This window comes from Thioalkalivibrio sp. ALMg9, assembly GCF_000380625.1.
Lineage (GTDB): Bacteria > Pseudomonadota > Gammaproteobacteria > Ectothiorhodospirales > Ectothiorhodospiraceae > Thioalkalivibrio > Thioalkalivibrio versutus.
The window spans coordinates 500,001-526,965 of record NZ_AQYC01000008.1 but is presented as its reverse complement, the minus strand read 5'-3'; the positions used below and the strand labels follow the sequence as shown (position 1 = coordinate 526,965).

The 26,965-nt window shown below is 66.6% G+C and carries 30 protein-coding genes, 2 rRNA genes and 1 pseudogene (1 of these 33 running past the window's edge); 21 read left to right on the top strand and 12 right to left on the bottom strand.

What is annotated here, in order from left to right; genetic code table 11:
- Positions 1 to 3 precede the first annotated feature (3 nt).
- The 3 genes from F792_RS0107805 to F792_RS0107795 all read left to right on the top strand — a co-directional run bounded on the left by F792_RS0107805 (position 4) and on the right by F792_RS0107795 (position 2,701).
- On the top strand, positions 4 to 360 hold the full coding sequence (locus F792_RS0107805) for a phage tail tube protein (protein ID WP_018169089.1): 357 nt from the start codon (positions 4 to 6) through the stop codon (positions 358 to 360).
- Positions 360 to 797, top strand: a complete 438-nt coding sequence (locus tag F792_RS14320; RefSeq protein ID WP_018169088.1) for a phage tail assembly protein — start codon at positions 360 to 362, stop codon at positions 795 to 797. The genes F792_RS0107805 and F792_RS14320 overlap by 1 nt, the downstream gene beginning before the upstream one ends.
- 68 nt (positions 798 to 865) lie before the next feature.
- The gene (locus F792_RS0107795; RefSeq protein WP_018169087.1) at positions 866 to 2,701 is read left to right on the top strand and encodes a phage tail tape measure protein; all 1,836 of its coding nucleotides are present in this window, start codon (positions 866 to 868) and stop codon (positions 2,699 to 2,701) included.
- Positions 2,702 to 2,706: 5 nt separating this feature from the next.
- Here the strand turns inward: F792_RS0107795 and F792_RS0107790 are convergent, their stop codons facing one another.
- Entirely contained in the window at positions 2,707 to 3,144 is a 438-nt protein-coding gene (locus tag F792_RS0107790; RefSeq protein WP_156000297.1) for a hypothetical protein, read from the bottom strand.
- 38 nt (positions 3,145 to 3,182) lie between these two features.
- On the opposite strand from F792_RS0107790, the gene F792_RS0107785 reads away from it, so the two are divergent.
- From F792_RS0107785 to F792_RS0107735, 11 genes are all read left to right on the top strand, one after another.
- Entirely contained in the window at positions 3,183 to 4,343 is a 1,161-nt protein-coding gene (locus F792_RS0107785; protein ID WP_018169085.1) for a DNA circularization protein, read from the top strand.
- On the top strand, positions 4,336 to 5,376 hold the full coding sequence (locus tag F792_RS0107780; RefSeq protein WP_018169084.1) for a phage baseplate assembly protein: 1,041 nt from the start codon (positions 4,336 to 4,338) through the stop codon (positions 5,374 to 5,376). Before F792_RS0107785 ends, F792_RS0107780 begins: the two co-directional genes overlap by 8 nt.
- On the top strand, positions 5,373 to 6,032 hold the full coding sequence (locus tag F792_RS0107775) for a phage baseplate assembly protein V (RefSeq protein WP_018169083.1): 660 nt from the start codon (positions 5,373 to 5,375) through the stop codon (positions 6,030 to 6,032). The genes F792_RS0107780 and F792_RS0107775 overlap by 4 nt, the downstream gene beginning before the upstream one ends.
- Positions 6,029 to 6,472, top strand: a complete 444-nt coding sequence (locus tag F792_RS0107770) for a phage GP46 family protein (RefSeq protein ID WP_018169082.1) — start codon at positions 6,029 to 6,031, stop codon at positions 6,470 to 6,472. Before F792_RS0107775 ends, F792_RS0107770 begins: the two co-directional genes overlap by 4 nt.
- The gene (locus F792_RS0107765; RefSeq protein ID WP_018169081.1) at positions 6,473 to 7,540 is read left to right on the top strand and encodes a baseplate J/gp47 family protein; all 1,068 of its coding nucleotides are present in this window, start codon (positions 6,473 to 6,475) and stop codon (positions 7,538 to 7,540) included.
- Positions 7,528 to 8,115 carry a YmfQ family protein gene (locus F792_RS0107760; protein WP_018169080.1) on the top strand — a complete coding sequence of 196 codons (588 nt, stop codon included), beginning with the start codon at positions 7,528 to 7,530 and terminating at the stop codon, positions 8,113 to 8,115. Before F792_RS0107765 ends, F792_RS0107760 begins: the two co-directional genes overlap by 13 nt.
- Before the next feature lie 3 nt (positions 8,116 to 8,118).
- Positions 8,119 to 8,733, top strand: coding sequence for a hypothetical protein (locus F792_RS14155; RefSeq protein ID WP_018169079.1), 615 nt, complete (start codon positions 8,119 to 8,121; stop codon positions 8,731 to 8,733).
- Positions 8,730 to 9,083, top strand: coding sequence for a hypothetical protein (locus tag F792_RS0107750; RefSeq protein WP_018169078.1), 354 nt, complete (start codon positions 8,730 to 8,732; stop codon positions 9,081 to 9,083). Before F792_RS14155 ends, F792_RS0107750 begins: the two co-directional genes overlap by 4 nt.
- Positions 9,080 to 10,132: a hypothetical protein gene (locus F792_RS0107745; protein ID WP_018169077.1), complete on the top strand. Its 1,053-nt coding sequence runs from the start codon at positions 9,080 to 9,082 to the stop codon at positions 10,130 to 10,132. Before F792_RS0107750 ends, F792_RS0107745 begins: the two co-directional genes overlap by 4 nt.
- A 6-nt stretch (positions 10,133 to 10,138) precedes the next feature.
- The gene (gene avd / locus F792_RS0107740; RefSeq protein WP_018169076.1) at positions 10,139 to 10,504 is read left to right on the top strand and encodes a diversity-generating retroelement protein Avd; all 366 of its coding nucleotides are present in this window, start codon (positions 10,139 to 10,141) and stop codon (positions 10,502 to 10,504) included.
- 333 nt (positions 10,505 to 10,837) lie between these two features.
- Positions 10,838 to 11,869 carry a reverse transcriptase/maturase family protein gene (locus tag F792_RS0107735; protein ID WP_018169075.1) on the top strand — a complete coding sequence of 344 codons (1,032 nt, stop codon included), beginning with the start codon at positions 10,838 to 10,840 and terminating at the stop codon, positions 11,867 to 11,869.
- 80 nt (positions 11,870 to 11,949) lie between these two features.
- Here F792_RS0107735 and F792_RS15095 read toward each other — a convergent pair.
- The 5 genes and pseudogenes from F792_RS15095 to F792_RS0107715 form a co-directional block, all read right to left on the bottom strand.
- Positions 11,950 to 12,211 (bottom strand): annotated as a pseudogene (locus F792_RS15095) (hypothetical protein).
- Positions 12,212 to 12,644: 433 nt separating this feature from the next.
- Entirely contained in the window at positions 12,645 to 13,256 is a 612-nt protein-coding gene (locus tag F792_RS0107730; RefSeq protein ID WP_018169074.1) for a DUF3501 family protein, read from the bottom strand.
- A 47-nt stretch (positions 13,257 to 13,303) separates the two neighbouring features.
- Positions 13,304 to 13,606, bottom strand: coding sequence for an encapsulin-associated ferritin-like protein (locus tag F792_RS0107725; RefSeq protein ID WP_017940767.1), 303 nt, complete (start codon positions 13,604 to 13,606; stop codon positions 13,304 to 13,306).
- 65 nt (positions 13,607 to 13,671) lie between these two features.
- Positions 13,672 to 15,024: a heterodisulfide reductase-related iron-sulfur binding cluster gene (locus F792_RS0107720; RefSeq protein WP_018145309.1), complete on the bottom strand. Its 1,353-nt coding sequence runs from the start codon at positions 15,022 to 15,024 to the stop codon at positions 13,672 to 13,674.
- Between the two features lie 156 nt (positions 15,025 to 15,180).
- Positions 15,181 to 15,600 carry a rubrerythrin family protein gene (locus tag F792_RS0107715; RefSeq protein ID WP_018145308.1) on the bottom strand — a complete coding sequence of 140 codons (420 nt, stop codon included), beginning with the start codon at positions 15,598 to 15,600 and terminating at the stop codon, positions 15,181 to 15,183.
- Between the two features lie 237 nt (positions 15,601 to 15,837).
- Between F792_RS0107715 and F792_RS0107710 the strand changes: the two genes are divergently transcribed.
- The 4 genes from F792_RS0107710 to queD are packed head-to-tail and all read left to right on the top strand — an operon-like array spanning position 15,838 to position 19,388.
- Positions 15,838 to 16,143 carry an exodeoxyribonuclease VII small subunit gene (locus F792_RS0107710; protein ID WP_018169073.1) on the top strand — a complete coding sequence of 102 codons (306 nt, stop codon included), beginning with the start codon at positions 15,838 to 15,840 and terminating at the stop codon, positions 16,141 to 16,143.
- Positions 16,144 to 16,153: 10 nt separating this feature from the next.
- Positions 16,154 to 17,047, top strand: coding sequence for a (2E,6E)-farnesyl diphosphate synthase (ispA, locus tag F792_RS0107705; RefSeq protein WP_018169072.1), 894 nt, complete (start codon positions 16,154 to 16,156; stop codon positions 17,045 to 17,047).
- A 14-nt stretch (positions 17,048 to 17,061) separates the two neighbouring features.
- Entirely contained in the window at positions 17,062 to 18,963 is a 1,902-nt protein-coding gene (dxs, locus tag F792_RS0107700; RefSeq protein WP_018169071.1) for a 1-deoxy-D-xylulose-5-phosphate synthase, read from the top strand.
- 41 nt (positions 18,964 to 19,004) lie between these two features.
- Positions 19,005 to 19,388 carry a 6-carboxytetrahydropterin synthase QueD gene (queD, locus tag F792_RS0107695; protein ID WP_018145304.1) on the top strand — a complete coding sequence of 128 codons (384 nt, stop codon included), beginning with the start codon at positions 19,005 to 19,007 and terminating at the stop codon, positions 19,386 to 19,388.
- Between the two features lie 189 nt (positions 19,389 to 19,577).
- Here the strand turns inward: queD and F792_RS0107690 are convergent, their stop codons facing one another.
- The 3 genes from F792_RS0107690 to F792_RS0107680 form a co-directional block, all read right to left on the bottom strand.
- Entirely contained in the window at positions 19,578 to 20,996 is a 1,419-nt protein-coding gene (locus F792_RS0107690; protein WP_018169070.1) for a PhoH family protein, read from the bottom strand.
- Positions 20,997 to 21,029: 33 nt separating this feature from the next.
- Complete coding sequence (locus tag F792_RS0107685) at positions 21,030 to 21,506, bottom strand: peroxiredoxin (protein WP_018169069.1); 477 nt, start codon at positions 21,504 to 21,506, stop codon at positions 21,030 to 21,032.
- Positions 21,507 to 21,574: 68 nt separating this feature from the next.
- A complete protein-coding gene (locus F792_RS0107680) occupies positions 21,575 to 22,129 on the bottom strand; it encodes a glycine cleavage system protein R (protein WP_018145301.1) in 555 nt (184 codons plus the stop codon).
- Between the two features lie 270 nt (positions 22,130 to 22,399).
- Between F792_RS0107680 and dapA the strand changes: the two genes are divergently transcribed.
- From dapA to F792_RS0107665, 3 genes are read left to right on the top strand one after another with little or no spacing between them, the layout of a single operon-like run.
- The gene (dapA, locus tag F792_RS0107675) at positions 22,400 to 23,278 is read left to right on the top strand and encodes a 4-hydroxy-tetrahydrodipicolinate synthase (protein ID WP_018145300.1); all 879 of its coding nucleotides are present in this window, start codon (positions 22,400 to 22,402) and stop codon (positions 23,276 to 23,278) included.
- Between the two features lie 8 nt (positions 23,279 to 23,286).
- Positions 23,287 to 24,453, top strand: a complete 1,167-nt coding sequence (gene bamC / locus F792_RS0107670; RefSeq protein ID WP_018169068.1) for an outer membrane protein assembly factor BamC — start codon at positions 23,287 to 23,289, stop codon at positions 24,451 to 24,453.
- Between the two features lie 21 nt (positions 24,454 to 24,474).
- A complete protein-coding gene (locus F792_RS0107665; protein WP_018169067.1) occupies positions 24,475 to 25,245 on the top strand; it encodes an MBL fold metallo-hydrolase in 771 nt (256 codons plus the stop codon).
- 167 nt (positions 25,246 to 25,412) lie between these two features.
- On the opposite strand, the gene F792_RS0107660 is transcribed toward F792_RS0107665, so the two are convergent.
- From F792_RS0107660 to F792_RS0107650, 3 genes are all read right to left on the bottom strand, one after another.
- The gene (locus F792_RS0107660) at positions 25,413 to 25,619 is read right to left on the bottom strand and encodes a hypothetical protein (protein ID WP_018145297.1); all 207 of its coding nucleotides are present in this window, start codon (positions 25,617 to 25,619) and stop codon (positions 25,413 to 25,415) included.
- Between the two features lie 142 nt (positions 25,620 to 25,761).
- Positions 25,762 to 25,877, bottom strand: a 5S ribosomal RNA gene (gene rrf / locus F792_RS0107655).
- 111 nt (positions 25,878 to 25,988) lie between these two features.
- Positions 25,989 to 26,965: ribosomal RNA gene (locus tag F792_RS0107650) — 23S ribosomal RNA — on the bottom strand (it continues 1,902 nt past the right edge of the window).

Genomic DNA, 26,965 nt, shown 5'->3' with positions numbered 1-26,965 from the left:
ACCATGACGCAAATCACCGGCAAAGCCACCGTCAAGGTCGACGGCGACGAGCTGCTTGCAGATGCGAATGCCACGCTGAACCCGGGCGGCAATAACCGAGAGGCCGTTCTCGGTCCTCGCGGGGTACAGGGCTTTCGTGAAGAGTCCGTCGCTCCCGAGCTTGAAGTGACGGTGCGCCACACGGAGAACACCGACCTGATCGCTCTCGCGAGGATTACAAATGCGACGGTGACGTTCGAGACCGACACCGGCGATGCCTATCTGTTGCGGCGCGCCTTCACGACCGAGCCGCCCCCCCTCTCCTCGGGTGAAGGCAACGTAACCATGCGCATGAGCGCTTATGCCGTGGAGCGCATCTGATGGCGGCGACAGTCACGGTGACCTTGGTCGATGGCATCGATATCGGGGGCGAAACGCACCGTGAAGTGGTGCTGCGCGAAGCAACTGCAGGCGATGTCCTGGATGCCCAGGAGGAGGCGGAGCGGCTGGTTTACACCCCGGGGTCGAGTGGCGGGATGGAGCCTGCACTGGTTACTAGCCCTTCTCGGGTGGGCGTCGAGGTGTTGCGTCGCCAAGTGGTCTCGGTTGGAGATGTGAGCGGCCCCGTGGATCTGAAGATGATGCGGCGCCTCTCTCCGCAGGATCTCAATACGCTATTGGAGCGAGCCGAAGCCCTGGACGGTGCCGCTGTTTCCGCCGTGGAAGGGGGCACCAACAAGCGGGGGCGAGGTGATGGCGATCGCAGCACAAATGCCGAAGGCGATGTGGGCGATCGCAACGTGGACCGGATGGAGTGAGCTTGATCAGCGCCGGCTGACGATCCGTCGCGTGCTGGGTTACCTGAAACAGAGCCGTCGAGACTGATATGAGCGAACTGCGAGCCAGCGTGGTGATGGACTTGCAGGGCAACCTGCAACGCCAGGCACGACGGTATGAACAATCCATGGCGCAGCTCTCGCAGCGCGGCAGCCGGCACATGAGCCGGCTCTCGCGTGTTACGGGGGCACTGGGGCGAGGTTTGGACCGGATCGGCAACCGGTGGACCGCCCTGGCTACGGGAGCCGCTGGCATTGGAACCTTGCGGTCGCTCGGACGGATGGAGGAGCGATTTGCCCGCCTCGGTATTCAGTCGCAGCGCTCGGCGGAGGACATGGAGCGCCTTCGCCGGCAGATCTTCGACACGGCGCGTGCACCCGACATTCGTGTGGACCCCAGCGAGATCACTTCCGCGATCGAAAGCATCATCGAGAAAACAGGTGACCTCCAGTTCGCGGAAGATAACCTGCGCAATATCGCTGCTGCGATCTCGGCTACAGGCGCCGAAGGTACGAACATCGGCGAGATCATGGCCGAGTTTCAGAAGATGGATGTGCGCGCACCCGAGCAGGTGCTGCGCGCAATCGACACCCTGAATGAGCAAGGCAAGGAGGGTGCCTTTACGCTCCAAAACCTGGCCGCCCTCGGGCCGCGTGTCGTTACGGCCTACAGCGCATTGGGGCGTCAAGGCCCTGAGGCGCTGCGCGAAATGGGCGCTGCCCTTCAGGTGATTCGCCAGGGCACGGGCAGCTCCGAACAAGCCGCCACCGCATTTGAGGCATTACTTCGTACGTTCCAGGACGCCGACCGTGCTAGCGAATTGCAACGCCGCAGCGGAGTCCAGATTTTCGACCCTGACGAGTTGGAGCGGGGGCGCGAAGTTCTGCGGCCCATCAACGAGCTCATGTCCGAGATTGTCGAAGCGGCCGGAGGCCGTACCTCTCGGCTCTCGGAGGTTTTCGACGCTCAAGCGATGCGCGCATTCAACTCCGCCTTGGCCGAGTACAACCGTACCGGGGCAGTCGAGAGCTTGGATCGATTTCTTCAGGTCCAGGGTGACGGCACTGCGACCTTTCGCGATTCTGAGCGCGCAGCCCAGACATCGGCCGCCGCCATGCGCAATCTTGCCAGCGCCTGGAACGACTTCGCCGACCAGAACCTGAGCGGGCCTATCCAGGCCGCGGCGGATGCGCTGAACAGCCTGGACAAAGAAACCGTCGATCGGTGGTTCCGAATTGGCGGAGCCATTGCCGGCATCGTGGCCTCCGCCTATGCAATCCGTTCGGTGGGGCGTCTGGGCCGTGACCTCACGATGGGAGCGCGGTCTGTCCTGGGGGGCGGGATGACAACGGGCGGTGTTGCCGGAGGGCTTGGCGGCGCGGCAAGTCGCGCTGCACCCACGCCTGTTTATGTCGTGAACTGGGGCGGGATGCCGGGCGGCGGTGCTGGGCGCGGTGGTGGCGCCGGCGGCACGCGTAGGTCGCCTCATCAAACCCGTCGCCCGGGCCGTTTCCGGATGCTGAGGGCGGCCCCGAACCTGCGGGCGATTGGTGCCCTGGGCGCGGGCGCCTTGGGGACTGCGGGCCTTGCGGTTGGCGCGGCGGGTGCCGGCGGCTATGGGGCCGGCACCATGATCAACCGGCACCTGATCGAAGGCACCGAGACCGGGCAACGTATCGGTGACCGAATCGGCTGGGCGGTCGCGCGGGTACTGTCCCCGTTCAGCGAGAACGCACGCAATGCCGTTCGGGTGAATGAAGGCGGCGAGAGCCGACTCACGGTACGGATCGATCAGGATGGACGGGTTCGTTCTGCCCGCCCAGAGCGTGGCGATGGCGGGCCGGAGATCGACGTGGACGTGGGTGGTGCGGGGATGATCCCGTGACCGCGCTAGAGCTCCACAAAAGTGTCGCGGTCTGTGTCGCCGGGAAGGCCGCACAGATGCGCACCTTCGGCCTTCTGTGTCAGCCAGCCATTCTGGCCAATGTAGTAGTCGACCACGTGGCCGCTAGCGGCACGCCCATCGTCCGCGATTTTCACTCGAAGGCGAAGCTCGGACTCCCATCCGTAGGTATTAGCCCGATACGGCATGGCGGGGCGGTGCTGTGCCTCTGCGTGCTGGATGCGGTCTTGATGGGTGCTGAGCAGGTCCGGGCAGGACTCCGTGAAGCGCGCGAGGTCTTGTTCGACGGCTCCTCGGTCGGCGCTCTCGCCATCGGTAAGAGCGATTTCAAAGTCGGTCGCTGGCGCAGAACCCAAAGTCAGAAACACCAAGGCGGCACTGCCCGCAACTACTGCGCCGAACGCGATGGGGCGAAGTCCTTTCATTGCGCTGTCTCCCATTCCATGTCCTGGAGCGTAGCCCAATGAGCTGGCGAGATCGAGTCGACGACGCGCGCGGGTCGTTCCGTGGGGCGGGGTTTTGGGTCGAGCGGGCCTCGGCCCAGCAGGGCCGGCGGGTGCAGGTGCACGAGTACCCGCTGCGCGATCAGCCGTATGCGGAGGATCTGGGGCGGCGCACGCGCGAGTGGACGATCGAGTGCTACCTGCTGGGCGAGGACTACGACCAGGAGCGCGATGCGCTGATCGCGGCGATCGAGCAGCCGGGCCAGGGCGAGCTGGTGCATCCCTACTACGGCCGGCATCCGGTGGTGGTGACGGATTTCCGCGTGCGCGAGACGACGCGCGAGGGCGGGATGGCGCGGGTGTCGCTGTCGGTGATGGTGGCGGACGATGCGCCGCGCCTGCCGCGCGCCACGCGCGATACACAGGCGCAGGTGCGCGAGGCGGCGGATGCGGTGGAGCGCTCGGCGCTGGAGGACTTCCTGGTGCGCTTCGAGACGGTGGACCTGGCGGCGGATCGGGTGGCGCAGATTCAGGCGCATGTGGACCGCACGCTGGAACGCCTGGATGCGGTGATCGGGGATGTGACCGGGCCGCTGGCCGCTGTGATTCGGGCGCCGGCGAACTTTGCCGGGGCGCTGCTGGGGGCGATCGGGCGCATTGGTGACACGGTGGGCGAGCCGGGCCGTGCGCTGGGGCTGTATGACGATCTGTTCACGGCCGGGGACGAGCCGCGCGCGGTGTCGGTGAACGCGCCGGCGGAGCTGCGTGCGCAGACCGAGGCCGTCCGTGCGACGAACGATCTGGTCCGTCGCGGGGCGGTGACGCAGGCGGCGCGCGAGGCGGCGGACGAGGATTGGGCGGTGGCGGACGATGCCACGGCCGCGCGCGACACGATCATCCAGGGCATCGACACGCTGGTGGTGCGCGAGCGGATCCCGGATGACGCGCTGTATGCGGATCTGTCGGCGCTGCGGGCCGCCGTGGTGCGCGACCTGGACGAGCGCGGGGCGGAGCTGCCGCGCCTGACGACGTATACCCCGGCGGGGCCCCTGCCCGCGCTGGTGATCGCGCAGCGGCTGTATGGCGATGCGCGGCGCGCGGACGCGATCTGCGAGCGCAACCGGATCCGTCACCCCGGCCGGGTGCCCGGCGGTGAGCCGCTGGAGGTGAGCGATGAGTGAGCTGACGCTGGTGGTGGACGGTACCCAGTACCGGGGCTGGACGAACGTCGAGGTGCGCCGGGGGCTGGAGCAGATCGCGGATCGCTTTGAGCTTGAGCTGGCGGAGCGCTGGAACGGGCAGGACGCGCGGCTGCCGCTGCGCCCGGGTGAGCCGGCGCACCTGGAGATCGACGGCGAGCGCGTGCTGACGGGGTATCTGGATGACGTGCTGCCGAACTACGACGGTCGTGCGCACACGCTGGTGGTGGCCGGGCGTTCGAAGACGGCCGATCTGGTGGATTGCTCCGGCGAGGACATGAACTTTCGGGTGGCGCAGACGGTGGAACAGGTCGCCCAGGCGGTGGCCACGCCGTTTGGGATCGAGGTGGTGACCGAGGTGGATGTGGGCGCGCCGCTGCGGGCGCCTTCGATCGAGGCGGGCCAGCCCTATGCGGAGGCGCTTTCGCAACTGGCGCGGCATCGGGCGCTGTTGCTGGTGAGCGATGTGGAGGGGCGGCTGGTGATTACGCGGCCGCCCCGTGAGCGCCTGCGCACGGAGCTGGCGCTGGGCGAGAACATCCGCGAGGCGCGGGGGCGGTTTTCGTTCCGGGATCGCTTCTCGGAGGTGACGGTGGAGGGCCAGGGCACGGCGGACGATTCGTGGTTTGGCCCGCCGGCGGCTGGGGCCATGGGGCGGTCGCGGGACGAGGGTGTCGGGCGCTACCGCCCCACCCTGGTGCTGTCGGATACGGCGGTGGATAGCGGCGCCTGCCGCGAGCGCGCGGACTGGGAGGTGCGCCAGCGCTTTGGGCGCTCTCGCGGGGTGACGTACACGGTCGCGGGGTGGCGCCATCAGGACGGTCTGTGGCGCCCGGGGGATACGGTGCCCATCCGCGACCCCTGGGTGGGGCTCGACGGGGTGGCGTGGCTGATCGAGGAGGTGCAACTGGTGCTGGACGATCGCGGCGAGCGCGCGGAGCTGCGGGTGGTGCCGCCGAGTGCCTATGACCTGCGCGCGACCCCCGAGGAACCGGAAGAGGATACGACCTGGTGAATCAGCGTACGGCTTATCGACTGCTCTCCCCGCTGTGGCGCCGGCTGCGGCTGTTGATCTCGCGCGGGGTGGTGCGCCGGAGCGCGGCCGGACGGGGCATGCAGCGGCTGCAACTGGATCTGCTGCGCGGCGAGGCGCGCGAGGTGGAGCACATGGAGCCGTACGGCTATACCTCGCGGCCGCTGAACGGCGCGGAGGTGGTGGGCGCGGCCGTGGGGGGTGCGCGCGGGCACTTTCTGGCCCTGGTGGCGAGCGACCGTCGGCACCGCCGGCGCGGTCTCGAGCAGGGCGAGGTGTGCCTGTATACCGACGAGGGCGACGAGATCCATATGCGCCGCGGTCGCGTGATCGCGGTGACGGCGGGCAGCCGGGTGCACGTGACCGCGCCCGAGGTGCGGGCGGACTGCAACACCGCCGAGGTGAATGCGTCGACCAGCGTAACGCTGGATACGCCGCAGACGCTGATCACGGGTGACCTGACGGTGCAGGGCCTGATTACCGGCCAGGGCGGGCTGGCGATCAGCGGCGGCCACGGCGCCTCGGTGGATGGCGATCTGGATACGACGGGCGATGTGACCGCCGGCGGGATCTCGCTGCAGGACCATGTGCATGGAGGCGTGCAGTCGGGCGGTAGCACGACGGGGGCGGCGCAATGACGGATATCGCGATGGGTATGGACCGGCACGGGGCGATTGATATCGCGCTGGAGCACGGCGATCTGGCGACCGAGGGCGGGCTGCGCACGGCGATCGTGTTGAGCCTGCTGACGGACCGGCGCGCGCTGGCGGACGATCCCCTGCCCGATGGGTCGGACGACCGCCGGGGTTGGTGGGCGGATGCCTATACGGATCCGGCCGGCGATCAGCACGGGTCGCGGTTGTGGCTGCTGGGCCGCGCGCAGGAGACGGCGGAGAACCGCCGCCGCGCCGAGGCCTACGCCCGCGAGTCCCTGGCATGGATGGTCGAGGACGGGCTGGCGCGGGCGGTCGATGTGCAGGCGCGGGCGAACGAGCCGGGGCGGCTGATCCTGGATGTAACCGTGCGCCGGCCGGATGGGCGGCGGGAGCGATTTGAATACCTGTGGGAGGGCCTGTAAATGCCGTTTAACCGAGCTTCACTGCCGGAGCTGCGCGAGCGCATCCGGGCCGATATCCGCAGCCGGCTGCCGGAGTCGCGGCCGGAGCAGCGCCGGTCGCTGCTGGGCGTGCTGGCGGATGTGGAGGCCGGCGGCATGCACGCCCTGTACGGGTTTCTGGAGCGCCTTTCGCGGGAGGCCACGCCTTACACGGCACAGGAGCTCCTGGAGGACTGGGCCCGCACCTGGGGCGTGACCCGTCGCCGGGCCGAGGCGGCCACGGGCGTGGTACGGGCCGAAGGGGAGAACGATGTGACGATCCCCGAGGGGGCGCGTCTGGAGAGTAACGAGGGGGAAACCTACGAGGTGACCGAATCCGCGACCATCGAGGATGGCGCGGTGGAGCTGCAGGTGGCGGCCGTGGATGCGGGCGCCGCGGGCAACCTGGGTGGCGGGGAGGCGCTGCGGTTTGTGTCGGCGGTATCTGGAGTCGAGGGCGAGGCCACTGTGGGTGACGACGGGCTGACGGGCGGCGCCGAGCAGGAGCCGGTCAGTCGGTTGCGCGAGCGGCTCCTGGAGCGCATCCAGCAGCCGCCGCATGGCGGCGCGCTCGCGGACTATGAGCGCTGGGCGCGCGACGCGCACCCGGACGTGACGCGGGTCTGGCCGGTGGCCAACGAGGTCGAGACGGGCACCGTGACGGTGCGACTGATGACCGACGGCGCGACGAGTGACGGTGTCCCCGAGCCGTCCGTGGTGGAGTCGGTGCAGAGCTACATCGATGGCGAGTGCCCCGTGCACTTGAGCCAGGGCGCGGTGTTCGTCGTGCCGCCCGATCCCGTTCCGCTGGACCTCCAGGTGGAGCTGACACCGGACACCGAGGGCGCGCGTGCACGCGTCCAGCAGGCGGTCGAGGACTTCATCGAGCGCGAGAGCGAACCCGGTGGCACGATCCGCCGCGAGCAGCTTAGCGGGGTGATCTATGTGGCGGCGGGCGAGAGCCGGCACACGCTGGTTGTGCCCGCGTCCGATGTGGAGCACGGCACCAATGAGATCGCGGTGCCGGGGAGCATCACATGGGGCGCCTGACGCAGTCCGACTACCGCCACATGTTGGCCGCCCTCGCGCCGCCGGGGGCGGCGTTGCCGCGTGATCCCGATAGCCGCTGGCAGGCGCTCCTCGATGCGCTGGCCGCGGAGTTCGCGCGCGTGGATGGCCGGGGGCACGACCTGCTGCGAGAGATGCTGCCGGAGGAAGCGGACGAGCTGTTGCCCGACTGGGAAGCCACGGCCGGCCTACCGGATGACTGTGTCGAGGGCGATCAGACGACGTCCGCGCGCCGCCGCTCGCTGCTCCGGCTGCTGACCGGTACGGGTGGCCAGAGTCGCCGGTACTTCGAGTCGCTCGCGGCGAGCCTGGGGTACGACGTGGCCGTATCCAGCTTTCACCCCCACACCGTGGAAGACGATGTGGGAGCGTCTATTCATGGCGCCGCGTGGCGCTGGGCCTGGGAGGTTCGATCGGAGGAGCAGACGGTCGAGTACCACGACGTGAACGGCACCGTTCGCGACGCCCTGGCCAACTGGGGCAACGACCGCCTCGAGTGCGTGATCCGCCGCTATCAGCCGGCGGAGAGCGTCGTTCTGTTTGCCTACGGAGAGTAAGACATGGTTGATCGAGCATGGGAACGAGACGCCGCTGACAGCGCCCCGAGCGCACCGGCGGAACCGTCTTTCGGCTACCCCACTGGGGGCAACCCCGCACAGGGCATCCCGGCCACCCGGCCGGGTGACTACTGGTACCACATGGTCACCGAAGAGCTGCGTGCCGTCGCGGAGATCGCGGGCATTGAGCCGGATCACGCGGATCTGACGCAGGTGCGCGAGGCGATTCGTCGCCTGACCGGGACGCAGGTCCAGGAGCTGACCAGCAGTACCGAGCTGGGGCGAGAGCACGCCGGCGTGGTGCTGGTCGATGCCAGCGCGGGCAGCCTCACGCTGACCCTCCCAGGCGCCGGGGTGCTCGCGGGGCTGCGCTACAAGATCATGCGCACGGATACGGACGGCTCCCGCAGCGTCACGATCGAGCCCGCGGCGGGCGACACGATCGCCGGTGATGCCACGTTCGATCTGGTGCCGGGCGCGCAGATCGAGCTGACATCCGACGGCGTTGAAGAGTGGCTGCGCGAGACCGGCAACGTCATCCCTGACGAGAACACCGGAACCCCCTACCGCATCGTCATCGTCGACGGCTACCTGGCAACCGAGGAGTTAACTGCATGAAGGGCATCCCGCACAACGCGCTGAAGACGGCGCAGGACTACGAGGGGCTGCACGCCCAGGCGCTGGCCGGTGAGCTGCGCCCGCGCGAGGTGGACACGCTGCGCGGCTACTGGCAGGCGCTGCTGGACGGCCGCTGGCGCTACGACCGCGACCGCAAGCTGGCCGAGGGTGAAGAGCCGGACGGCCCGGAGCCGGAGTACCGCGTGCTGGCCGAGGAGACCGAGGACGGCACGGCCGAGCGCTGGCAATTCCAGCGCGTGCGCGATGAGCACGCCCGGATCGACGCGCTCGGCTACACGCCCGCGCAGGTCGAGGCCAAGATCACCGAACTGGAAGGAGCACAGGAATGATCTCGATCGAAGCAGCCAAGATGCCCGGCTTTGCCAGCCTGCTGGGCCGCGTGAAGGCGGCCGGGGACTTTACCCTGGACATCCCCGACATGGCCCTGAACATCGGTGGCCACGGCCAGGGCTTTATCGTGCACGAGGCCCTGGACTGGGACCCGACCGCGAACGAGGACGGCACCCTGGGCGGGTCGCTGTCCCTCGGCGATGACGTGTACCTCTACGCCGTGGCGGACCCCAGCGGCGTGGCCACCCTGGTGGCCAGCAAGAACATCACCGTGCCCGATGGCCATACCGCCGAAACCACCCGCCGCATCGGCGGCTTTCACGTGGGCCGCCACCGCCCGCTCGCCGAGCGCTACAGCACCACGTTCAACCCGCCCACCGTGATCGTGCCCAACAGCGTGTGGGACCATCACCACCGCCCGACCTGCGACCCGACCGGCATGGTCGAGGTGATCCCGGACCAACTGTGGGCGGACATCTATCTGTCCAGCGAGGACGGTGGCCTGTGGCCGTCGACCATCCCGCTCTCGCGCCACGGTGCCACGCCGCTGTCCGGCTCCGAGGGCTACAGCCGCTACCTGGACCTGCCGTACCTGGCCGCCAACGCCGGCAAGCGCCTGCCCACCCTGGCCGAGTTCTTCCGCTACGCGGACGGCGCCCCCCAGGGCGGCGAGAACGACAACGACACCGCCTGGTCCAGCTCGAGCAACTCCGGGCGCACGGCCACCGGCACCGTGGCCAAGGCCGTGAGCTGCCTGGGCGTGGTCGACGCCGCCGGCAATCTGTGGGAGCCGACGCTGGATCACAATGATGTGGGGTCCATGTCCAGTGTCGATTACGAATGGGACCGTCTGATCCTGGAGAACGGCCGGGATAGCACCGAGAACCGGGGCGAGATGTACCATCGGCGGTGGCGCTTCTGGATGGCCGGGGGCAGATTCGACAACGGTGCCCGTTGTGGCTCCCGCTGCGCGGACTCGCACAACGGCCCCGGGGCTGTGCCTTCGCTTACGGGGTTGCGGTGCGTCGCGCCGGCCCGCCGCCAGTGACGCCCTGTGGCCTCGCTTCCTGAAGAGGCCCCGCGGCAGCGGGGCCTGGCCGTGGTCAACAAGGCCGAGCGCCTGATCGTGGATCTCGGCCCGGCCCTGGACCGCGTGCCCCGCACCCAGCGTTACCGCTACGCCACCCGCGTGGAGGACGCGCTCTGGGAGCTGGTGCAGCGGCTCATCGAGGCCGCGATGAGCGGGCAGAAGAGCAAGATCTACCGCGCGGACGAACAGGTCCGCTTCATCCATGCGTTGCTCCGCGTCGGCGCGGAGCGCAAGTGGCTCAGCCCCAAGCGGGTCGGCGATGCCGCCGGCATGCTGGGCGAGATCGGCTCCATGATTGGCGCCTGGCGCCAGCGCATCGGAGCCGCATAGGGGCAAGACGGATTTCGGCGGTGGCGCTTCTGGATGGCCGGGGGCGATTTCGACAACGGTGCCCGTTGTGGCTCCCGCTGCGCGAACTCGAACAACAACCCCGAGAATGTGAATTCGAATACGGGGTTGCGGTGCGTCGCGCCGGCCCGCCGCCAGTGCCCCCAGGCACGGAGAGGGCCGCAAGGCATTTGCGGCTCCCGAGCACCCACTGATATAGGGGTCAGCCGTTTTGTCCCGGTCCCGGCCGCAAGCCGGGCCGAACACGCCAGGCCGGTTCGCGCGAGTAGGGAAACCGAAAGCCCGCACCGGCCGTTTTTTATTCCAGGAGGGAACGTGGGCAAGCGCTACAAGGGACTGATCGAACCGATCATCGACTGGGACAACCTGATCCAGGCGCACCGCCTGGCCCGCCGGGGCAAACGCGACCGCGCCGAGGTGACCGCTTTCGAGGCCAACCTGTGGCAGGAACTGGCCGCGCTACAGATGGAGATGCTCTGGGGCACCTACCAGCCCGGGCGTTACCGCGAGTTCCTCGTCTACGAGCCCAAGCGCCGGCGCATCCTCGCCGCGCCCTACCGCGACCGCGTCGCCCAGCACGCCATCTGCGCCATCACCGGCCCCATCTGGGACCACAGCATGTTCCCCCACAACTACGCCTGCCGCCCCGGCAAGGGCACCCACGCCGGCGCCGACCAGGCGCAGGCCTGGCTGCGCGGCATGGCCGCCACCGGCCCCTGCTGGGTGCTCAAGATGGACATCCAGCAATACTTCGCCTCCATCCCGCACGCCCTCGCGTGCAGCGTCATCCGCGACAAGATCGCCTGCCCCGCTACCCTGCGCCTGCTGGACCGCATCATCGCCAGCACCGCCGGGCACGACGAGCGCGAACCGGTGGGCATCCCCGTGGGCAACCTCGTCAGCCAGTGGATCGCCAACCTGGTCGGCAACCGCATCGACCAGTGGGCCAAGCGCGAGCTGCGCCTGCGCCGCTACGCGCGCTACATGGACGACATGATCGTCCTGGTGCGCACCCGCGAAGAGGCCCTGGCCATCCGCGAGGCCTTCCGCGAACAGCTCGCCAGCCTCGGCTTCGCGTTCAGCAAGACCTCCATCCTCCCGGCCAGCCGTGGCCTCAACTTCCTCGGCTACCGCATCTGGCCGCACAAGCGCCTGCTCCGGCGCGACTCCATCCGCCGCATGCGCCGCCGCCTCGCCCACCTGGAATACCGCCACGCCCAGGGCACCATCACCCCGTTCGAGATCCAGCAACGCATCAACTCTTGGGAAGCCCACGCCCGCCACGCCGACAGCGCCACCCTGCGCCGCCGCATCCTCGGCCGCTGGGGCTCTTTAACCGTCAATTAATGGGGCGTGAAACTCTCTCATTCCCGGTGTCGCCCCGGCGCACAAGTCGCGGCGCGTTACAGCTGCGCCTGCGGCTCCGCTCAGACATCCAGCGCCTTCTCCCGGCCCATCACGCCCTCCGCGAGGGGCTTCATACGGGAGGAGAAGGTCAAAACAGACGGTATCCCGTAGGGTGCGGTTGAGCGCAGCGAAACGCACCGTTCCCCACGCCGCGCGAAACCCTGATGCGATTCGCTGCGCTCATCCGCATCCTACGCCCCCCCCCGGCACCCGCTCCGCGGGTGCGGCACGCAACGGCCAAAGGCCGAGCGTGCCGAAGATGTCCGAAAGCCTAGCCATCATCCACTGGCAGTAACGTTGGGATAGCCGTTGTTTGGACCTGCCTCCCCGTTGTCGTCGCGCCGAGTGGAGAGGCTTTTTCGCGGGACGATTCTAAATAGACACGGGGCGCTGGATGTCTGAGCGAAGCGCAGCGTAGCGAGTTCAGCGCCGCCCGCGAAAAGCCTCGGAGCGAGGGAACCCCCGGCCCGCTTCGCGGGCCGGGGTCGCGGCAGTCGGGCGTGTTTCTTGGGTACTTCTTTGCACGAGCAAAGAAGCCCGTTGTTGATCAAAAACGGGCGCGGCGCGCTGGCGAGTCAGCGCGTGGCAGGCGGCCGGACGAAGGCACGTAAACACCGGATGACGAACCAGGGCCAGCCTCAGGACGGCCGGCAAAGCTCAGGCACAAAAAAAGGCGCCCGGGGGGGCGCCTTTCGATACGCGGAAGAACGCGGCGTTAGTTGATGGCGTCGAGATCGGCGGCCAGCGACTCGCGGGTGCCTTCGGCGACCGCGTCCAGCCGGTGGTTGTAGTTCTCGTGCTCCACACCCATGGCAATGGCCGCACCCGACTTCGCCGCCGCGACCATCTCCGGCGTCAACTCGAAGCGCAGGAAGTGCACCGACGAGGTCTTGTCGTCCGTCTCGCGCTCGAGGTCCTCGTTCGCGATCGGGTAGACCTTGTCATGCCCTTCGACCTGCACATAAGTCTTGCGCTCGATCCCGATCAGTTTGGACAGCTGCACCTTGCGCTCGTCCACGTCCGGATACTCGACCATCATGGTCGCCTTCCAGTTGGAGCCGTCCGGGATCAAGGGGTTGTAGGAATCCAGCTCTTCCTGGATGCCCTCGGCGTCGAAGATCTTCTCGACCCGCAGCATCTCCTGGATCTGGTACTGCATCGTCTTGCGATCCTCGAAGTGCAGGCTCACGGCCGGGCCCACCTGCACGACGCGATTGCGTTTGTGCTGCATCACCTCGGCGCGGAACTGGGGCCGCATCTCGTGGTACTTCTCCAGCGAATACAGGTCTTCACGACTCAGCTTGTCCACACTTGCCTCCATCTTCATCTCGATACCTCCTTCGCGCCGGACGGGTCCGTCAGGATCAGCACATCTCAGTGATCGTGATGCCCCGTCTTCGTGTAGTCCTTGTCGGACCAGAGGTTGTCTTTCAGTTCGTGATCGAACACCGGGTTATGCCGACGGATCCACTCCAGCACCATCGCGGCGTGCTCGATCTCCTCGTCGCGGTTGTGCGCGAGGATCGCCTTGAGCTCTTCGTCCTTGCAGCCGTCGATGCGCTGCTGGTACCAGTCCACCGCCTCGAGTTCTTCCATCAACGAGACGATCGCGCGATGCATCTCGCGCGACTCGTCGCTCAGTTCCTCCACCGGTTCGTGGTAGCTGTCACTCGCCATGGGTTCTCTCCGTTCGCGGGCGTTCGTTCACGCCCTTGCTGATCCTGATATACCGCCCGGCAGCCTTACAGGCCATACGCCTGGCGCAGAAGGGTTAGCGGATGCTCGGGCGCCTTGTCCTCGCCCTTGCCCTGCAGCCCGTTCTCGATCATGTGGCCGGCCATCGGGCAATCGCTCGAGTAGTGGTCGGACTCGGCCTTCTGCACGCGGCTGACTACCGGACGGCAGATCTTGGATGCCGTCTCGTAGAATTCGCTTTTCACCCCGTAGGTGCCGTCGTGTCCGGAGCAGCGCTCGATCACGTCGATCTCGGTCTCCGGCACCAGTTTGAGCAGATCACGGGTCTTCAGACCCATGTTCTGCACCCGCAGGTGGCAGGCGGCGTGGTAAGCGATCTTGCCGAGCTTCTCGGGGAAATCGGTATTCAGCTTGCCGTCCTTGTGCCGCTCCATCAGGTACTCGAACGGGTCGAAGATGCGGTCGCGCACTGCGATCACGTCGGCGTCGTCCGGGAACATCAGCGGCAGTTCCTGCTTGAACATCAGCACGCAGGACGGCACCGGGGCCACGATGTCATAGCCCTGGTCGATCATGCGCTTCATTGCCGGGATGTTGGCGTCCTTGGAGGCCTCTACCGACTTCAGGTCGCCCAGCTCCAGCTTGGGCATGCCGCAGCACTGTTCCTTCTCGACCAGGGTGACCTCGATACCGTTGTGCTCGAAGACCTTGACCAGGTCCTCGACCAGATGCGGCTCGTTGTAGTTGCCGTAGCAGGTCGCGTAGAGGGCGACCTTGCCCTGGGTGGCACCGGCCGGCTCGGGGTTGCTGACACCCTTCGCGGTCTTGGCAACGCGCGAGCGGCCCTTGCTGGAGTGGTACTCGGGGACCGGGGCGTCCGGGTGCACGCCCATGGTCTTGTCCAGCATCTTGCGCACCGCGCCGTTCTTGTTCGCGGCATTGACCGCGCCGGCGACCACCGGGATGCCCGCCAGCTTGCCGACCATGTCCGTGCTGGACATCAGCTTGTGCGAGGTCTTGGCGCCCTCGTTCTGGAAACGGAAGGCCTTGGCCCGCAACATCAGGTGCGGGAAGTCCACGTTCCACTCGTGCGGCGGCACATAGGGACACTTGGTCAGGTAGCACAGATCACACAGGTAGCAGTGATCGACGACCTGCCAGTAATCCTTCTTGTCGACCCCGTCGACTTCCAGGGTCTCGGATTCGTCGACCAAGTCGAACAGGGTGGGGAAGGAGTTGCACAGGCTTACGCAACGACGGCAGCCGTGGCAGATATCAAAGACCCGTTCCAGTTCGCTGAACAGCGATTCCTCGTTGTAGAACTCCGGGTTCTTCCAGTCCAGCGGATGACGGGTCGGGGCTTCGAGACTTCCTTCACGTTGGTGCGTCGGCGCAGACATGCATCCCTCCGGTGTCCGTATCAGTACGATGCTTCGAGGGAAACACGGAACAGCATGCGAGGTGAACTGCATTCAGCCACGCCACAGGCTGTTCCGTATCTCCCGGAAAACGGGGCCGGCGGACCGGCCCCGTGTACTTCCAGCACTGCGAGACGATCAGTCGTCCAGCTGGTCCAGCGCCTTCTGGAAGCGGTTGGCGTGGGAACGCTCCGCCTTGGCGAGGGTTTCGAACCAGTCGGCGACTTCGTCGAAGCCCTCGTCGCGGGCGGTCTTGGCCATGCCCGGGTACATGTCGGTGTACTCGTGGGTCTCGCCGGCGACGGCGGTCTTCAGGTTGGCGGAGGTGGGGCCGAACTCCAGGCCGGTGGCCGGATCGCCGCAGCTCTCGAGGTACTCGAGATGACCGTGGGCGTGGCCGGTTTCACCTTCCGCGGTGGAACGGAACACGGTGGCGACGTCGTTGTAGCCTTCCACGTCGGCCTTGGAAGCGAAGTACAGGTAACGGCGGTTGGCCATCGATTCGCCGGCAAAGGCCTCTTTCAGGGCTTCTTCGGTCTTGCTGCCTTTCAGGTCCATGGTGCTCTCCTTCTCTCTGGATAAGTTCTACACAACCACAGGAATGCCTGTGCAGACGGGCGTTTAGACTCGGTCTAAACCGTACGAAAACTCTAGTCGGCACCCGGTTCAGTGTCAACCGGAAGCCCTCCGGATTATGGGGGCGGTGGCGCCATAAACAAGGACTGCCGTGCGCCACGCCTTTCCTCGCCGCAGCGGATCGGATACTTTCTCACCTTTTCGACCCGGTAATCCATCATGACCGATTCGCCCAGCGCCGACAGCCCGGCGGAATTCGAAGCCAGCCTGGAGGCCCTGGAGGCCCTGGTCGCCCGGATGGAGTCCGGCGAGCTCGGCCTGGAGCAGTCGCTGGGCGAATTCCAGCGTGGCATGGAACTGGTCAACCGCTGCCAGCTGGCGCTCGACGATGCCCAGCGCCGGATCGAGGCACTGGCCCAGGAAGCACCTTCCGGCACCGCTGCCCAGAATGACCATCACGCAAGCACCCATGTTCCCCGGACACCGGAGCCGCACGATACGACGGACCCCGATGTCCCGTTCTAGCGAGCCGCCATTGACCGCCACCGCCCCCGAGCAGGCCCTGAACGAATACCAGCATCGCATCGAGGCCGTCCTCGACCGCCACCTGGGCACGGGCGGCGCCCCCGACGCCCGCCTGATCGAGGCGATGCGCTACGCCACGCTGTCCGGCGGCAAGCGCCTGCGCCCGGTCCTGGTCTACGCGGCCGGGCGCACGACCGGCGCCCCGGAACCGGCGCTGGATGCGATGGCCGCAGCGGTGGAGATGATCCACGTCTATTCCCTGATCCACGATGACCTTCCGGCGATGGACGATGACGACCTGCGTCGCGGCCGCCCGACCTGCCACAAGGCCTTCGACGAGGCGACCGCCATCCTCGCCGGGGATGCCTTGCAGGCCCTGGCCTTCGACATCCTGACCGATGGCGTCGCGGAACTGCCCGCGCCGACCGGGCTGAACGCGGTGCGCGAGCTCGCGCGCGCCGCCGGCCTGCACGGCATGGCGGGTGGCCAGGCGATCGACCTCGGGGCCTGCGGCCAGCCCATCGACCTGCCGGAACTGGAACGCATGCACCGGCTGAAGACCGGCGCCCTGATCCGCGCCTCGGTGCGGCTGGGGGCGCTGGCCGGCACGCCCGACCCCGACGCCCTGGAGCGCCTGACACGCTACGCCGAATGCATCGGCCTGGCCTTCCAGATCCGTGACGACGTCCTCGACGTGGAAGGCGACCCCGAGATCCTGGGCAAGGCCTGTGGCGCGGATGCCCGTCTGCACAAGCCCACCTTCCCCTCGCTGCAGGGCCTGGAGGCCTCGCGCGAGCGGGCGGTGGCCCTGGTCGACGAGGCACTGACCGAGCTGCAACCCTTCGGTCAGGAGGCGGACTTGCTTCGCTTCCTGGCGCGGTACATCGTCGATCGCATGAATTGAACCGGCCCGCCTAGATGACCCCCACACCCCTGCTGGATGCAATCGAATGGCCCGCCGACCTGCGGGAACGCCCGGCCTCGGACCTCACCGGGGTGGCCGACGAACTGCGTCAATTCCTGATCGAGAGCGTCTCGCGCACCGGCGGCCATCTCGCTGCCAACCTCGGCACGGTGGAACTCGCGATCGCGCTGCACTACGCGTTCAACACCCCCGACGACCGCATCGTCTGGGACGTCGGCCATCAGGCCTACGCCCACAAGATCCTGACCGGACGCCGGGCCGACATGGCCCGTCTGCGCCAGTACGGGGGCCTGGCCGGCTTCCCCAAACGCGCGGAGAGCGAATACGACGCCTTCGGGGCGGGGCACTCCAGCACCTCCATCAGCGCTGCCGCCGGCATGGCCCTGGCGGCGAAGCACGCCGGGCTGGACCGGCGCCACGTGGCCGTAATCGGCGACGGCGCGATGACCGCGGGCATGGCCTTCGAGGCGCTGAACCACATCGGCGATCTCGACTGCAACCTGCTGGTGATCCTGAACGACAACGATATGTCGATCTCGCCCAATGTCGGCGCGCTCAATCAGTACTTCACCCGACTGCTGTCCGGCCCCCTGTACAGCTCGATGCGCGAAGGCTCCAAGCGCATGCTGGAGTTCGTCCCGCCGATGAAGGCCTTTGCCCAGCGCGCCGAGGAACACATGAAGGGCATGTTCGTGCCCGGTACGCTGTTCGAGGAACTGGGCTTTCGCTACTTCGGCCCGGTGGACGGCCACGACGTGAACGGGCTGGTCTCGATCCTGAAGAACCTGCGCGGCACCCACGGGCCGCAACTGCTGCACGTGGTTACCCGCAAGGGCCAGGGCTATGCACCCGCGGAGGAAGACCCCTGCCGCTACCATGGCGTGTCCAAGTTCGAGCCGGAAAATGGCCTCGCCCCGTCCGCCCCGAAGCCCCCAACCTACACCGACATCTTCAGCCAGTGGCTGTGCGACCAGGCCACGGCCGACAATCGCCTGCTGGGTATCACCCCGGCCATGCGCGAGGGTTCCGGCCTGGTCGCGTTCTCCGAACAATTCCCACAGCGCTATTTCGACGTCGGGATCGCCGAGCAGCATGCCGTCACCCTGGCCGCGGGCATGGCCTGCGAGGGCCAGAAGCCCGTGGTGGCGATCTACTCGACCTTCCTGCAGCGCGCCATGGATCAGGTGATCCACGACGTCGCACTGCAGAATCTGCCGGTGCTGTTCGCCGTGGATCGTGCCGGGATCGTCGGCGCCGATGGCCCGACCCATGCCGGCACCTTCGACACGGCCCTGCTGCGCACGGTCCCCAACCTGCTGCTGATGGCACCCGCCAACGAGCGCGAGTGTCGCCAGATGCTGTCCACCGGCTTCGCCCACGACGGCCCGGCGGCGGTGCGCTATCCGCGCGGTGGCGGGCCCGGCGAACTGCCGGAGGGCGGCAGCGAGGATCTGGAAACATTGCCGGTCGGGCGCGCCGAGGTCGTGCGCGAGGGCCGGGGTCTGGCCATCCTCAGCTTCGGCGCTCTGCTGGAGACCGCCCTGGCGGCCGGCGAGGCGCTGGATGCCACCGTGGTCAACATGCGCTTCATCAAGCCCCTGGATACGGCGCTGCTGGCGCAACTGGCCGCCAGCCACCAGGGCTTCGTGACGCTCGAGGATCATGCGCGCGCCGGTGGTGCCGGCAGCGCAGTACTGGAGTGGCTCTCGGCCGAAGGGCTGACCCGGCCCTGCCAGGTACTGGGCATCCCGGATGCCTTCACCGAGCATGGCTCGCGCGAGCAGATCCTCGCCGATTGCGGCCTCGACACGGCCGGCGTACTGGCCGCGATTCGCCACGCCTTCGGGCTGGAGAATTGCGCGGACGACGGCAGCCGGATAGGCTTCGCGGGCTAATCAAAACCCGGCCGCCATGGCCGCTCGCCCGGAAAACGATCATGAGTGCCCGTTACACCCTTCGCGTCCTGACCGACTTTGCCTCCGCGCATACCCTGCGCGACTACCCGGGGCAGTGCGCGAACATGCACGGGCACAACTGGAAGGTGGAGGCCGAGGTCCAGGCCGAGACCCTGGACGATTCCGGCATGGCGGTGGACTTCAAGGTGGTCAAGACCGCCGCGCGCGAGATCGCCGGGCAGCTGGATCACCGCTACCTGAACGACGTCCCGCCGTTCGACACGGTCAACCCCACGGCCGAGAACATTGCCCAGTGGTTCTACCGGGAAATGGCCGGACGCCTGAACCGCCCGGGCCTGCGCATGCACGCGCTGACCCTGTGGGAGACCGACCGCGCCTGCGTGCGCTACAGCGAGGACGGCTGAGCCCATTCCTCGCAACTGGCACCGTCATTGCGAGGCCCCGCAGGGGCCGCGGCAACCGCCCGAAGCTGGCGCTGAGCTAGATGCGGAATCAGATGATCCCGGACGGAGGTCGCCACGTCGCTTCGCTCCTCGCAATGACGGTGCCCGTTTCCCGCTCCGTTGCCGCCCCCGCGTTTGTCTTCCCGACACCTACAAGTGATTCGAGGCGTAGTCCGCCAGCCGTGAGCGCTCCCCGCGTGTCAGCGTGATGTGGCCGCTGTGGGTCCAGTTGCGGAACCGGTCCACTACATAGGTCAGTCCGCTGGAAGTCTCGGTCAGGTACGGGGTGTCGATCTGCGCGATATTGCCCAGCGCGACCACCTTGGTCCCGGGCCCGGCCCGGGTGATCAGGGTCTTCATCTGCTTGGAGGTCAGGTTCTGCGCCTCGTCAAGGATGATGTAGCGGTTGAGGAAGGTACGCCCGCGCATGAAGTTCAGCGAGCGGATCTTGATGCGGCTGGTCAGGACGTCGTTGGTGGCCATGCGCCCCCAGTCCCCGGCGCCCTCGGACTTGGCCAGCACCTCGAGGTTGTCCATCAGCGCTCCCATCCACGGGGTCATCTTTTCCTCTTCGGTCCCGGGCAGGAAGCCGATATCCTCGCCCACTGGGACCGTGACCCGGGTCATGATGATCTCCTTGTAGGTGTTGTCCTCCAGTGTCTGCGCAAGCCCGGCGGCCAGGGTCAGCAGGGTCTTGCCGGTGCCGGCGGCCCCCAGCAGGGAGACGAAGTCCACCTCCGGGTCCATCAGCAGGTTCAGGGCGTAGTTCTGCTCGCGATTGCGGGCGTTGATGCCCCAGACGCTGTGGCGCGGGGTCATGTAGTCGTCGACCAGCTCGATTACCGCGGATTCGTTCGGCTGGTCGATCTCCAGCACGATCGCGGACAGCGGGTTCTCGCCCTCGCGGTAGACGAACTGGTTGGGCTGCCACTCGGCCACCAGCGGGCCGGTCACGCGATAGTAGGTGCGGCCGGACTCCTGCCAGGAGTCCATCTTGGCACCGTGGGTCTCCCAGAAGTCCGCTGGCAGTTCGGTCATGCCGGAGAACAGCAGGCTGACGTCGTCCAGCACCTGATCGTTGTAGTAGTCCTCCGCGTGCAGGCCGATCACCGTGGCCTTGATGCGCAGGTTGATGTCCTTGGATACCAGCGTCACCGGGGTGTCGGGATACTCGGTCTTCAGCGCCTGGGCAGTGGCGAGGATGTCATTGTCGGCCGAGGTGCCCGGCAGCGAGGCCGGCAGGCTGGAGGACAGGTTGCGGGTCTGAAAGAACAGGCGCCCGGTGGGCGCGAACGTCGACTCGCTGAGCGAATCCGCCTGCAGCGGCAACCCGGCGGCGATCTGCTCGTGCTGGGCGCCGGTGGTGAGCTCGTCAATGAAGCGCGAGACCTGGCGTACGTTGCGCGCGACTTCGGAAACCCCCTTCTTGCCACGGTCAAGCTCCTCGAGCACGACCATGGGCAGGAAGATGTCGTGTTCCTTGAAGCGGAACAGCGCCGTGGGGTCGTGCATCAGGACATTGGTGTCCAGGACGAGCAGGCGTTTCGGATCCTGGGCGATCGCGTTCATGACACCTCCGGGGCGCAGTGGGGGAAGAGGGGCTCAGCTCCCTGCGAGTTCGCGCACCGCGGCGAGGACCTCGTCCACATGGCCCGGCACCTTCACCTTGCGCCACTCCTTGCGCAACACGCCATCGGCATCGATCACGAACGTGGAGCGCTCGATACCACGCACCTGCTTGCCGTACATGTTCTTCATCTTGATGACATCGAAGGCGTCGCACAGGGTCTCGTCGCCATCGCTCAACAGATCGAAGGGCAACTCCTGCTTGGCGCGGAAGTTCTCGTGGCTCTTCACGCTGTCGCGCGAGACACCGAGGATCACTGCACCGGCGGCGTCAAAGGCGGCCTGGTTGGCAGCAAAGTCGCGGCTCTCGTTGGTGCAGCCGGGGGTACTGTCCTTGGGGTAAAAATACAGGACCACGATGCGGCCCTTGAAGTCGGCCGGTCCCAGCGTCTGGTCGCCGGTCGCCGGCACACGCAGGTCCTCGGGTACCCGCTGGTCGATTGCGATGCTCATCAGGCGTTGCTCCTTGAGTAGAGGGTCTCAAAGCAGAAGACTGCGGACGCCACGCGAGCCCGGCCGGTTCAGGCCTTGATCGGGTCCAGCACGCCGTCCACGTTCAGTTCGTCACAGAAATCCATGAACTCGCCACGCAGGGTGGCCAGGTGCTGCCCTGCGGGGATATCCACGACCATGTTGGCCGCAAACATGCGCGCCCCGGTCTGCTGGGCAATGTATACCCGGGTCTGGACGTCGCGCAGGTTCACTCCACGGCTGGTAAAGAAATCGGCCAGGGCATTCAGCAGGCCCGGGGTGTCCAGGGCTACTGCGTCCACGGCATAGGGCATCGCCGCCTCGGGGCGCTCCTCCAGCGGGCCGCGACGGGCCACCACGACCAGCCCCATCTCCGCCTCCAGGCGCTGCAGACGGGACTCCAGGGTACCCAGGGTCTTCCAGTTGCCACTGGCGCTAAGCGCCATGCAGCAGTAGCCACCCACGACCGTGATGCGACTGGATTCGAGATTGCAGCCGGTATCGGCGATCACGCGGGTCACGCTGGACACCAGACCGGGCTGATCGGGCCCGATCAGGTTGAGGATCAAGTGGGTGTGGGTGCCCGCGCCAACCACCTCAGCCATGCGGCACCCGCCGGCTGCGCGCGAGGCAAGGGACGGGCAAGCACCCGGGGGGGCTCTGCGTGAAAGCGGCAACAGGCATGATGGCTCGCAACATACCACCTTGCCCCGGCGGCGCCAACGCAGCCGGGCGACTTGATCCGCGTGTCTCCCCGCCAGGGGAGGCGACCGGGTGCACGAAAGACGAGGTGCGGCGAACACCCGGCCGAAGGAATCTTGAATGCCCTGTCACCCGCCCGTTAGACTGCACCATTACCGTTGTTGGAGGAGTCGATGTTTCAAGGCAGCATGGTCGCACTGGCGACCCCGATGCACGCGGACGGCAGCCTGGACTGGCCGGCCCTGGATCGGCTCCTGGAATTCCACATCGAGGCCGGCACCGATGCCATTGTTGCCGTCGGCACCACCGGTGAATCCGCGACCCTCGATTTCGACGAGCACTGCGAGGCCATCGCCCACACGGTGAAGACCGTCGCGGGGCGCCTGCCGGTGATCGCGGGTACCGGCGCGAACTCCACGCGCGAGGCCATCGCCCTGACCCGCTGCGCCAAGGAAGGCGGCGCGGATGCCTGCCTGCTGGTCTCCCCCTACTACAACAAGCCGACCCAGGAAGGCCTTTACCTGCACCACAAGGCCATTGCGGAAGCGGTGGACATCCCGCAGATCCTGTACAACGTGCCTGGCCGCACCGCAGTCGATCTGTTGCCGGAGACGGTGGAGCGTCTGGCCGACATCCCGAACATCATCGGGATCAAGGAAGCCTCGGCCAGTAACGAACGAACCGCCGAGCTGGTCGCCCGTGTCGGCAACCGCTTGGACCTCTACAGTGGGGATGACGGCAACGGGCTGGCCTTTCTGCTCGCGGGCGGCCACGGGGTTATCTCGGTCACCGCCAACGTCGCACCGCAACTGATGGCCGCGATGTGCCGCGCCGTGCGCGAAGGCCGCCCCGACGAGGCGCGTGAGATCAATCGCCAGTTGGACGGGCTGCATTCGGCCCTGTTCCTCGAGGCCAACCCGATTCCGGTCAAATGGGCGCTGCAACGCATGGGGCTCATGGAGGAAGGCATCCGCCTGCCTCTGACTCCGTTGTCCGAACCCTTCCATGCGCCGGTCCTGGACGCGATGCGCCAGGCCGGCATAGAGGTCTGATCCCCGACATGAAACAGTCTGCCAAGCTCCACCGTCACGCGACCCGCACCGCCCTGGCCCTGGCTACGGGCCTGGCCATCGCCGGGTGCTCGACCTCCGGCGACCGCCAGTCCGGCCCCGAGTACGAAATGAGTCGGCAGATGGACAACCTCGAGGTCCCGCCGGACCTGATCGCGCCCGACAGCGAACGCGCCTACCGTATTCCGGACGCCCCGGGCGAACGGATCAGCGCCCGCGAGATGCAGCAAGACTCCGCGGCCCGCCAGCAGCAGCGCCAGCCCACCGGGGCAACCGCGCCGGTCCGCAGCGATGCCCGGGTGCTTCCGGAATCGACCGAGATCCAGCTGATGCGCGAAGGCAGCGTCCGCTGGCTGAGTGTCGAGGTGGCCCCGGAGGATCTCTGGGATCGCCTGACCGCATTCTGGGACAGTCAGAACCTGCGCCTGGAGCGCAACGAACCCCAGGTCGGCGTCATGGAGACCGAATGGGCCGAAGACCGCGCCGGGATTCCGCTGCGGGGCACACAGAACATCTTCGCCCGTGCGCTGGGTAACGTGTACGACGCCAACACGCGCGACCAATACCGCCTGCGCGTCGAACGCGACAATGGCCGCTCAGCCATCTACATCTCGCACCGAAGGGCCACCGAAGAACCCGAGGGCGAGACCTGGCGCTGGGCAATGCGCCCGTCCGATCCCGAACTCGAGGCCGAAATGCTTAATCGCCTGCGTGTCTACCTCGCCACGGGCGAGACCCCCGAGGGCGGCACCCGGGTAGCCGAGACCATTGGCGACCGTCCGACCGAGCTGCACCAGACGGAACACGAAGGCCACCCGGTACTGGTGACGGGCAGCGACTTCGACCGCATGTGGTCGCAGATGGGCACCTACCTGGACCGCGCCGGCCTCCTGGTGGACGAGCAAGACCGCAATACGGGGACCTTCGAGGTGACCTATCGCCCCGACATGGTCGGCGAGAGCGAACGCGGCGGCTTCTTCAGTCGGATCTTCGGGCGCGGCGGTGATCGTCGCGAGAACGAGCGTTATCAGATTCGCCTGACCGACATCGGCGACGGCGATCTGCGAATCGAGGCGCGCGACATCGATGGCGAGCCCCTTGGCCGCCGTGACGCCGAGTTCGTACTGGAGCAGATCGAGCAGCAGATCCTTCGCTAGAACGCGGCGAGCCCAGCCACCATGATCCGCTTCTGCTCCCTGGGCAGCGGGAGTTCCGGCAACGCCCTGGTGGTCGAGATCGGTGCCACCCGCCTGCTGGTGGATTGCGGATTCTCGATGCAGGAGCTGGAACGCCGCCTGTCCCGGGTCGACCTGACCCCACAGGACCTGACGGCCGTCCTGGTGACCCATGAGCACGCCGACCACATCGGCGCCACCGCGCCGCTATCCCGGCGTTACGGCCTCACCGTATTTACCAGCCCCGGCACCCGATTGGCCGCCCGCGACACCGGTTTTGCTCACATCCAGGAGATCCAGGCGGATGCACCGCTGGAGATCGACGACGCCTGGGTGCAACCGTACACGGTGCCGCACGACTCCCGCGAACCCCTCCAATTCGCGTTTTCCGACGGCGATCACCGGCTGGTCCTGATGACGGATGCCGGCCACATCTCCCCGCACATGGTCGACGTGGCCAATGCAGCCGAAGCCCTGTTACTGGAGTGCAACCACGACCCTGCCATGCTCGCCGCCGGGCGGTACCCGGCATCGCTCAAGCGACGTATTGCGGGCGGTTACGGCCACCTACCGAATCACGCGGCCACCGACCTTCTCCATCGCATCGATCGATCCAGGCTACGCCACGTGATCGGTATGCACCTGTCGAGTGACAACAACCACGAGGGGCTTGCACGCCAGGCGCTCGCCGACGGCCTTGGCTCCTCCCCATCCGACCCCGAGATCGCAACCCAGGACTACGGCTTCACGTGGCGAACCACGGCTCAAGCCTGACTCCAACTACCCGTCCAACGCCGTGCCCCCGGTCACATCAGCCCGGCCGCGGCCGCATGTCGAAGGGCTGCGCCAATCAACCCACATGGCGCAGCCCCCTCCGGCCACCTGACGCTGGGGTCGGAAACCAAGGCCGGCTCTCCAACGTGGTCCCAAGCCCAGTGTGATCAGCGGCGCGACTCCCGAAGGAAATACAGGCCCCCGATCACGAAGGCCACGCCAATGACTGTTGCCACCGGCCCGCCAAACCCGGAACCCTCCCGCGGCGCAATGGGCGTGAAAGCCAACTGTCCGCCGAAAATCGCATAGAGTCCAATTCCGAGCAGCACCAGCCCTACCAGGACTAACCCGCCGTCCGTCCGCTTCTGTCTCATCCCAGCCTCCGTCTCGGCACCTGCGTCCCTTGCAAACCGGCCAAGGGCCGCAGCAGCAGCCTTCACCGTCCGCACACGGTGCCTGACTAACACGCATAAAAAAAGCCCGGCCCCCAAAAAGGGGACCGGGCTTCGGATTAATGCCTGGCGGTGACCTACTCTCACATGGGGAGACCCCACACTACCATCGGCGCAGAGCAGTTTCACTTCCGAGTTCGGGATGGGATCGGGTGGTTCCTACTCGCTATTGCCGCCAGACAAACTGGCTAGACCACGCGGACTGTTCCACGTCATCTAAATTCGGAATGCATTCTAGGCTTGTGTACGTAGCGATGTGTCAAACGAGACCACCAACACTTTGGGTGTTATATGGTCAAGCCTCACGGGCAATTAGTACTGGTTAGCTACACGCGTTACCGCGCTTCAACACCCAGCCTATCAACGTTGTAGTCTTCAACGGCCCTACAGGGACCTCGAGGGTCCAGGGAGATATCATCTTCAGGTGGGTTTCCCGCTTAGATGCTTTCAGCGGTTATCCCTTCCGCACTTAGCTACCCGGCAATGCCACTGGCGTGACAACCGGAACACCAGAGGTGCGTCCATCCCGGTCCTCTCGTACTAAGGACAGATCCTGTCAAATCTCCGACGCCCACGGCAGATAGGGACCGAACTGTCTCACGACGTTCTAAACCCAGCTCGCGTACCACTTTAAATGGCGAACAGCCATACCCTTGGGACCTGCTTCAGCCCCAGGATGTGATGAGCCGACATCGAGGTGCCAAACACTGCCGTCGATATGGACTCTTGGGCAGTATCAGCCTGTTATCCCCGGAGTACCTTTTATCCGTTGAGCGATGGCCCTTCCATACAGAACCACCGGATCACTAAGACCTGCTTTCGCACCTGCTCGACGTGTCTGTCTCGCAGTTAAGCACCCTTATGCCTTTGCACTCGTCGCGCGATTTCCGACCGCGCTGAGGGTACCTTCGCACTCCTCCGTTACTCTTTGGGAGGAGACCGCCCCAGTCAAACTACCCACCACACACGGTCCCCGACCTGGATAACAGGCCTGGGTTAGAACTCCAAAATTGCCAGGGTGGTATTTCAAGGTTGGCTCCGCCGAGACTGGCGTCCCGGTTTCAAAGCCTCCCACCTATCCTACACAAACAAGTTCAAAGTTCAGTGTGAAGCTGTAGTAAAGGTTCACGGGGTCTTTCCGTCTAGCCGCGGGTACACAGCATCTTCACTGCGATTTCAATTTCACTGAGTCTCGGGTGGAGACAGCGCCGCCATCGTTACGCCATTCGTGCAGGTCGGAACTTACCCGACAAGGAATTTCGCTACCT